The organism is Hydrogenophaga sp. PML113 (assembly GCF_001777155.1).
GTDB lineage: Bacteria > Pseudomonadota > Gammaproteobacteria > Burkholderiales > Burkholderiaceae_C > Hydrogenophaga > Hydrogenophaga borbori.
Map to the genome: position 1 here is coordinate 353,950 of NZ_MIYM01000005.1, position 7,191 is coordinate 361,140.

The window sequence follows — 7,191 nt, forward strand, 5'->3', positions numbered from 1 at the left end:
GCTCCGTCTGCCTTATCGGTGTAACGAGCCGAGGGAACTGAAGGAAGTCTGAATGCTGAACAACCTGCTCAAGCCCAAGTCCATCAACGTCGAGCAACTCTCGGCCAATCGCGCCAAGGTCACGCTGGAGCCCTTCGAGCGTGGCTACGGGCACACCCTGGGCAACGCCCTGCGCCGCGTGCTGCTGTCGTCCATGGTGGGCCATGCCCCCACCGAAGTGACCATCGCTGGCGTGGTGCACGAATACTCGTCCATCGACGGCGTTCAGGAAGACGTGGTCAACCTGCTGCTCAACCTCAAGGGCGTGGTGTTCAAGCTCCACAACCGCGACGAGGTGACCCTGAGTCTGCGCAAGGACGGTGAGGGGGTCGTGACGGCCGCCGACATCCAGACCCCGCACGACGTCGAGATCGTCAACCCCGACCACGTCATCGCCACGCTGTCGGCCGGTGCCAAACTCGACATGCAGATCAAGGTCGAGAAGGGCCGCGGCTACGTGCCCGGCACCCTGCGCCGCGGCGACGAAGCCGCCCGCTCGATCGGCCGCATCGTCCTCGACGCCTCCTTCTCGCCGGTCAAGCGCGTGAGCTACACGGTGGAAAGCGCCCGCGTCGAGCAGCGCACCGACCTCGACAAGCTCGTGCTCGAGATCGAGACCAACGGCTCCATTGGCCCCGAAGAGGCCGTGCGCGCCTCGGCCAAGATCCTCGTTGAACAGCTCGCCGTGTTCGCCCAGCTGGAAGGCGCCGACCTCTTCACCGAGGCCCCGCAACAGCGCAGCTCGCAGCAGTTCGATCCGATCCTGCTGCGTCCCGTGGACGAGCTCGAGCTCACCGTGCGTTCGGCGAACTGCCTGAAGGCCGAGAACATCTATTACATCGGTGACCTGATTCAGCGCACCGAGAACGAGCTGCTCAAGACCCCGAACCTGGGCCGCAAGTCGCTCAACGAAATCAAGGAAGTGTTGGCCTCGCGTGGTCTCACGCTGGGCATGAAGCTCGAGAACTGGCCGCCCGCCGGCCTCGACAAGCACTGATCTCAACCCTGAGCCTTCGGGCCAGGCCATGACGAACCGCCGGTACCTGATACGGCCGGCGGCAAAAGACGGAAAGGAAACACCATGCGTCACGGACACGGACTTCGCAAACTCAACCGCACCAGCGAGCACCGCCTGGCGATGCTGCGCAACATGATGAACTCGCTGCTCACGCACGAGGCCATCAAGACCACGCTGCCCAAGGCCAAGGAACTGCGCCGGGTCGTCGAACCCATGATCACCCTGGCCAAGGAGCCGACGGTGGCGAACCGCCGCCTCGCCTTCAACCGCCTGCGCGACCGCGATGTGGTGGTCAAGCTCTTTGACGAACTCGGCCCGCGCTTCAAGGCCCGTCCCGGTGGCTACACCCGCATCCTGAAGATGGGTTTCCGCGTGGGCGACAACGCGCCCATGGCCCTGGTGGAGCTGGTGGACCGCGCCGAACCGGCCGCCGACGCCGGTGAAGCCGACAAAGCGTGATATAATTTTTGGCTTGACGCGGAGTGGAGCAGCCTGGTAGCTCGTTGGGCTCATAACCCAAAGGTCGCAAGTTCAAATCTTGCCTCCGCAACCAACAAAATCAAGCACTTGCTTGTCATCAAGGCCCTCGGAAATGAGGGCTTTTTTGTTTGTGACGAGGTTTGTGACGAGGTCTGTGTCGTCACAAAATCGGCGAAATGCTGTTGTGACCATTGGGCAATGTGTCGAGGTCGTGACCTTTCGCCTTGGCTTGCCGAATCAGATCGCGAGTGGCTCTTCTGTAGCGCTTGCTGCCGTTCGAGCCATCTCGTCCTACGTGCGCTACATGCCACGTTGCGGTTGTTCGTTCCTCGTTAAGTCGCCTCGGCATTGTTGGGGGCACGATGATTTAACTCAGGTCTCCGCGGTGAAGGCTCGAGCAAGTTCAGCGGACCGCGCTAGCCAATGCCGCCTCCAGTCGACCCCGACTCGCCGCGCGCAGGCTCATCAAGCCAATCTCCCGCGCCATCGCAACTAGCGCCTCTTCGCCCGTTCGGCCGGATGCGACCACCTCTTTCGCTAGCGATAGCAGTTCCTGTTCGCAAATCTCGTCCACGCTGCGCAAGCTGTTATCGTTCGCTGGCCAGCGGAAGGCGACAGCATTTCCAGGAACTAACCCATCCGGCCAATAGAAGGTGCCGGGCGCTTCCTCCGTACTGCGGAAGCGTTGACGCGCGACGCGCTCGACGCGCTCCTGAATCTTGTTACCTGTGCGCTGGAAGCCGTGTGCGCGCGCGATGCGCCGGGCCAGCACGGCATCGAGTACTGGGCCTTCGTGATGCACCACCCACTCCACCATGGCTTTCACGACTGCGTCGTAACCGTAGTCGTAGAAGCGGTCCGCTGAGACAGCACCGTCAGGTACAGCTTGCGCAGGCTGCGATGCTTGAAAGCGCGAGACTGGTTTCTCGCTGGCTCCCGATGTAGGGACGGGGTCCGCAACAGAGGCGGCCGCGTGCGCATACATCACGTCGGCTTGCCGCTCGCCTGTGGGGGCTACAAGCGTCTGCATCTCGTCGCGTTCTGCGGCCCGTGCGATGGCAACTTCGGCCTCACTGACCGCATTGGCGGAGGGTTCGGATTCTTCCGTCGCCAAAGCGTCGTCATGTACCGCGCTGGCCTTCTGCGCCTCAGCGGTGGCTTGGAGCTCCCTGTCTTTGGCCAGCAAGGTGTTGAGTCGCTCGTGGACACGGTCGAGCGTGCCGCCCGGATTGATCCACCAGTCAGTGGACCAGATACGCAGGATCTCCCAGCCCAGGCCGCGCAACACTAGCTCACGGAGCTTGTCCCGATCGCGTGCGGTGGCGGAGCGGTGGTAAGTCGCCCCATCGCATTCCACCCCGGCTAGGTAGCGCCCAGGGAAGTCCGGGTGCACCACGCCAAGGTCTATGCGGAACCCGGAGGCGCCGATCTGCGTGTGGACCTGCCAGCCTTTGCGGCCGAGTGCGGAGGCCACGCCGGCTTCGAAGGGGCTTTCGAAATCGCCCCGGCTGCCCGCGTGTGCCTCCGCTAGGGCGCGCCGGCCGCGCTCGGCGAACTCCAGGAAGTGCTTGAGGTCGCGCACGCCCGTGGCCTTGGTGCGCGACAGGTCCATCTGGTCGCCTCGCAGGCTGGAGAACACCCGCAACTCGTGCCGTGCGCGCGTCACGGCTACGTTGAGGCGGCGTTCACCGCCATCGCGGTTGAGCGGCCCGAAGTTCATCGACAACACGCCCGCGATGTCCGGGCCGTAGGTGATGGAGAAGTACATGATGTCGCGCTCGTCTCCCTGCACGCTCTCCAGGTTCTTCACGAACACGGGCTCGAGTTCCACCTCGGAGAAGAACGGCTCTAGGCTTGGATCCTTGCGACGCTCTTCGTCGAGCAGGTCTTCGATCAGACCCTGCTGCTCGGAGTTGAAGGTGACGACGCCGATGGTGAGCTTGCTTTCCCGGAAGCCTGGGGATTTGAGCCGTGCGACGAGATCGGCGACCAGCGACCGAGCTTCGGGCTGGTTGATACGCGCGCCGCCCTTCTCGTACTGGCCCTTCACCAGATGGAAGCTCACCGCGCGATCGTCGGTGACAGGAGAGGGGAATGTGACGAGTTCGCCCCCGTAGTAGCGGTGGTTGCTGAAGGCAATGAGGCTTTCGTGGCGTGATCGGTAGTGCCACGAGAGCTTGCGCGTGGGCAGGCTAGCGCCCAGGCATTCGTCGAGGATGCTTTCCAGGTCACCTTCGACGTCTTGAGAATCACCGTCGGACGAATCGGCTCGGTCGAAGAAGTTGGTGGGCGGAAGTTGCTTGGGATCTCCTACCATCACCACTTGCTTGCCCCGTGCCATGGCGCCGATGGCGTCCCACACTGGGATCTGTGAGGCTTCGTCAAAGACCACGACGTCGAAGCTGTTGCTGCTGGCCGAGAGGTACTGGGCGATGGACAGCGGGCTCATGAGCAGGCAGGGCGCGAGCTTTAGTACGGCCGAGGGTGTCTTGTCGAGAAGGTTGCGCAACGGAAGGTGGTTGCGCTTCTTGGTCATCTCGTACTTCAGGATGCCCCATTCGCTGCTTCGCGGCAGGTTGTCCATCGAAGGCAAGTCCGAACACAGCTTGGCACGGATCCATTGCTGCGTGACTTGGGTGAACTCTTCGTCCAGCGCCCGGAACTCCTGGATGCGCTGTTCGTGTTCTGCTGAGACGAAGCGCCGGAGCACGAGGTCTTCGTCGACGGCCTCCCTCAACCACCACCGCGAGTAGTTCACTTCGAACGCTTTGGGCACCTGGGCAGGTTCGATGTCTCCGGCCTCGAGCGCCCCCACCAGTGCCGCTAGCCCTGCGTCGCGGGCCGACGCTTGCACATTGCGCCAAGCGCACCAGGCATTGAGCCCGGATTGAGCGGCTTCCACGCGGGCGGCGATGTCGGCCAGATCATCGGGCACCAAATCGGCAAATGCGCGGCGTACTTCATCGGGCTGGGCGGCTTTTGTGGCGAAAGCGTCCACAGCGGCGTGCAAGGCCGAGACCTGAGCCAGAAGTTGCTGGCAGGCTCGGCCAATCGGGGCGGTGTCGCTCAGCTCCTGTGAGCGATGTGCCAACACGTTGTGCAAGGCAATGCGTGTGGTCTCAACCGCTTCCGTCGACAAGTTCATGCCAATCAACGCAGCGTGCATCGAAGAATGGAAGCGCAGTGCCCGTCCAGCCGCTTCGAGGTCGGTGTCCAGGTCCGCCCATACGTCCGGGCAATGCGAGCGAATAGCCGCAAGACCGGTCATCCGTGTTTCTAGGTTGCCTCGCGAGATCAAGCGAGCGTGGTCTTGCTGGAGGCGGGGGCCGCAGCGGCCATTGGCCACGGTTGAGTGTTCGCCTTTGGGTATGCCGCGGTTCTTCAGAGAGAGCCGTTCGCTTTCGAAGGCGAGCGCGGCCCGAAGTGCGTCCACATCTGTTTCATGGCCGCGCCACAAACCATCGCTGGCGGCGCTCAGGGGTTCACACTCGGCTATGCGGTCGTCGAGATCCCGCAAAGCCTTAAGGCGCGTGACCTCTGCGGACCAGCGTTCACCGCAATGGCCTTCGGCCGCGGCAGAGAAACCGTCCAAGGAGAAAGGGCGACGGGCCCGAGCCGCCAGCAAGGCCGCATTTGCTTTCAGCGCGCTGCGCACATGGTCTGGACGGGTCTTGACGCCGGCCCAGAGGCCATCGACGGTCACGCCAGGGTTGATCTGGCCAATCTCTTCCCGAAGGGCTTTGATTCGAACGAGCGCCGCCAGGTCCTCCGCCACGCGGGGCTCGCCAGTGCCGTCGATGACGGCCTCCAGCGTCTTGCGAACTTTGTGCTTACCCAGCCACGAGATTGGCCAGATGGACTTCTCCGCCTTGGCCCAATCGCGCTGAAGCGCGGACACGTTGAGCTGAGCCACGCCGGAGCTGTATTTCACCGACAGACCTCCCCTCAGGCGAACCGATTCCTCGATCCACTGTGCGCCGCGCTCCAATTCGTCGCTGATTGACGTGGGCCAAGGATTGCCCAGCGCGCTGTGCAGGCCACGGTACTGCTCCAGCAGGTTCAGCGCTTGCAGCAGTTGGGATTGAAGCGCTTCTGCCCAGACAGGGCTCAGTTGGGCCGAGGCTTCGCGGTGCTGAGCCACCAATTCAAGTCCAGCCTTCAACTCACCGCAAAGTTCTGCACTCTGTGGCAGAGCGCAGAAGGCCCACTGATGCCCGATAGCCTGCGGAAGTGCCCTGGCCAGCACGGCGAGCGAGGACCGTGTCGTGCGGTGCATGACGGGCTCGTCGATGGCCATTTGCGAGAAGAACTGCTTCGCCGCCGCATCGAAGGCGGTGCAGGCCGCGCCGAGTTCACGAGTGGCTTGCACCATTTCCTGTTGCCAACGCGCGGACCAATCGGTCTGGTGCACTGGCGTCAACGGGCCGTTGCCGAGGTGTTGGACGCCTACTGCGGAAGCGTTGACCTGCAAGCGGCTGGCCAGGTCACGAAGGCCAATCAATGCGGTCTCGTCGTGGGCGTGTGACGAAGGCCAGAAAAGCCGCAGATCTGGGAGAACTTCGCCATTGGTGACGTGGCCAATGGCTTCGTACACCGACAAGCCATTGCGGTGTCGATGGTGCAGGCGCGCCACGTATGTCGATAGCTGCTCGCGCACCCGAGCCAGTTGCTGTGCTTTGGCTTCCCACTGGGTCGAATCGACTTCGCCTTTCGACTCCCAGGACTTCTGAAGTTGGGCGAGCACGTCGAGCTTGCGTGTCTTGTTCGAATGCAGTTCCAGGCAGAACTCACCCAGACCCACCTCGCGTAAGCGTCGATAGACGACATCGAGGGCGGCGATCTTCTCGGCCACGAAGAGAACGCGCTTTTCCTCGGCTAAACACTGCGCAATTAAGTTCGCGATAGTCTGGCTCTTCCCGGTGCCTGGTGGCCCGATGAGCACGAAGTCCTTTCCCTTTGCGGCCGCCATTACCGCAGCCAGCTGCGACGAGTCGGCCGGCAACGGACTGAATAGCTGTTGCGGGGGATAGTCCGTGTCGAGCCGGCGCGGCTCCGGAAAGTCCACGCTGGACCGGTAGGGCTCACGCGGTGTGTCGATGAGGTGCTTGACGACCGGCGACTCGCGCAGGTCCTCAGTGCGCTCGGCCAGGTCCTTCCACATCAGGTATTTGGCGAAAGAGAACGTCGACAGAACCACGTCTTCGCTGATTTCCCATCCCCGGATGTCTTTGATGGCGGCGCGAACTCGCTTCCAGATGCCCGCGATGTCGATGCCGTTCTCGTCGCTGGGAAGTTCTTCCAGAGGGACCCCAAGATCGAGTTCGAAGTCCTGACGCAGCATTTCCACCAGGGTGGGGTTGAAGCGGGGATCGTCCTCGTGGGCGCGCAAGGAGAAGCCCGAGCGCGCGCTTTTGCGGTCAAGCGTGATGGGCAGGAGGATCAAGGGCGCCTTGACTCGGGCTTCTGGTTTGTCAGGTCGTGACCAGACCAGAAATCCCAAGGCCAGGAAGAGGGTGTTGGCTCCGCCTGTTGACGATCATTCAAAACTGACCCACCTGTAAGGGGCGCGATCGAGCAAATCTGACCCACGTGTAGACACTGCCCTGCTCAATGTTTGAGCAGGGGAACCAGGAGTGATCAACGTGGGCATGTTG

Annotated in this window: 3 protein-coding genes, 1 tRNA gene and 1 pseudogene; 3 read left to right on the forward strand and 2 right to left on the reverse strand. The window is 62.7% G+C overall.

What is annotated here, in order from left to right; genetic code table 11:
• Positions 1-52 precede the first annotated feature (52 nt).
• The 3 genes from rpoA to BHU06_RS12655 all read left to right on the forward strand — a co-directional run bounded on the left by rpoA (position 53) and on the right by BHU06_RS12655 (position 1,610).
• Positions 53-1,036 carry a DNA-directed RNA polymerase subunit alpha gene (gene rpoA / locus BHU06_RS12645; protein WP_070399526.1) on the forward strand — a complete coding sequence of 328 codons (984 nt, stop codon included), beginning with the start codon at positions 53-55 and terminating at the stop codon, positions 1,034-1,036.
• Positions 1,037-1,120: 84 nt separating this feature from the next.
• Positions 1,121-1,516 (forward strand): 50S ribosomal protein L17, encoded by a 396-nt coding sequence (gene rplQ, locus BHU06_RS12650; protein WP_070399527.1) that lies wholly within the window; start codon positions 1,121-1,123, stop codon positions 1,514-1,516.
• A 17-nt stretch (positions 1,517-1,533) separates the two neighbouring features.
• Positions 1,534-1,610, forward strand: a tRNA-Met gene (locus tag BHU06_RS12655).
• A gap of 330 nt (positions 1,611-1,940) precedes the next feature.
• On the opposite strand, the gene BHU06_RS12660 is transcribed toward BHU06_RS12655, so the two are convergent.
• Together BHU06_RS12660 and BHU06_RS23125 are read right to left on the reverse strand one after the other, a co-directional pair.
• Positions 1,941-6,878: a DUF3320 domain-containing protein gene (locus tag BHU06_RS12660; protein ID WP_368072911.1), complete on the reverse strand. Its 4,938-nt coding sequence runs from the start codon at positions 6,876-6,878 to the stop codon at positions 1,941-1,943.
• 6 nt (positions 6,879-6,884) lie between these two features.
• Positions 6,885-7,052 (reverse strand): annotated as a pseudogene (locus BHU06_RS23125) (DUF4011 domain-containing protein); the annotation flags it as partial.
• Positions 7,053-7,191 lie beyond the last annotated feature (139 nt).

Bases quoted from the DNA above. Each gene is read 5' to 3' on its own strand.
- rpoA (WP_070399526.1), top strand. From the start codon at position 53: ATGCTGAACAACCTGCTCAAGCCCAAGTCCATCAACGTCGAGCAACTC.
- rplQ (WP_070399527.1), top strand. From the start codon at position 1,121: ATGCGTCACGGACACGGACTTCGCAAACTCAACCGCACCAGCGAGCAC.
- BHU06_RS12660 (WP_368072911.1), bottom strand. From the start codon at position 6,878: ATGCTGCGTCAGGACTTCGAACTCGATCTTGGGGTCCCTCTGGAAGAA.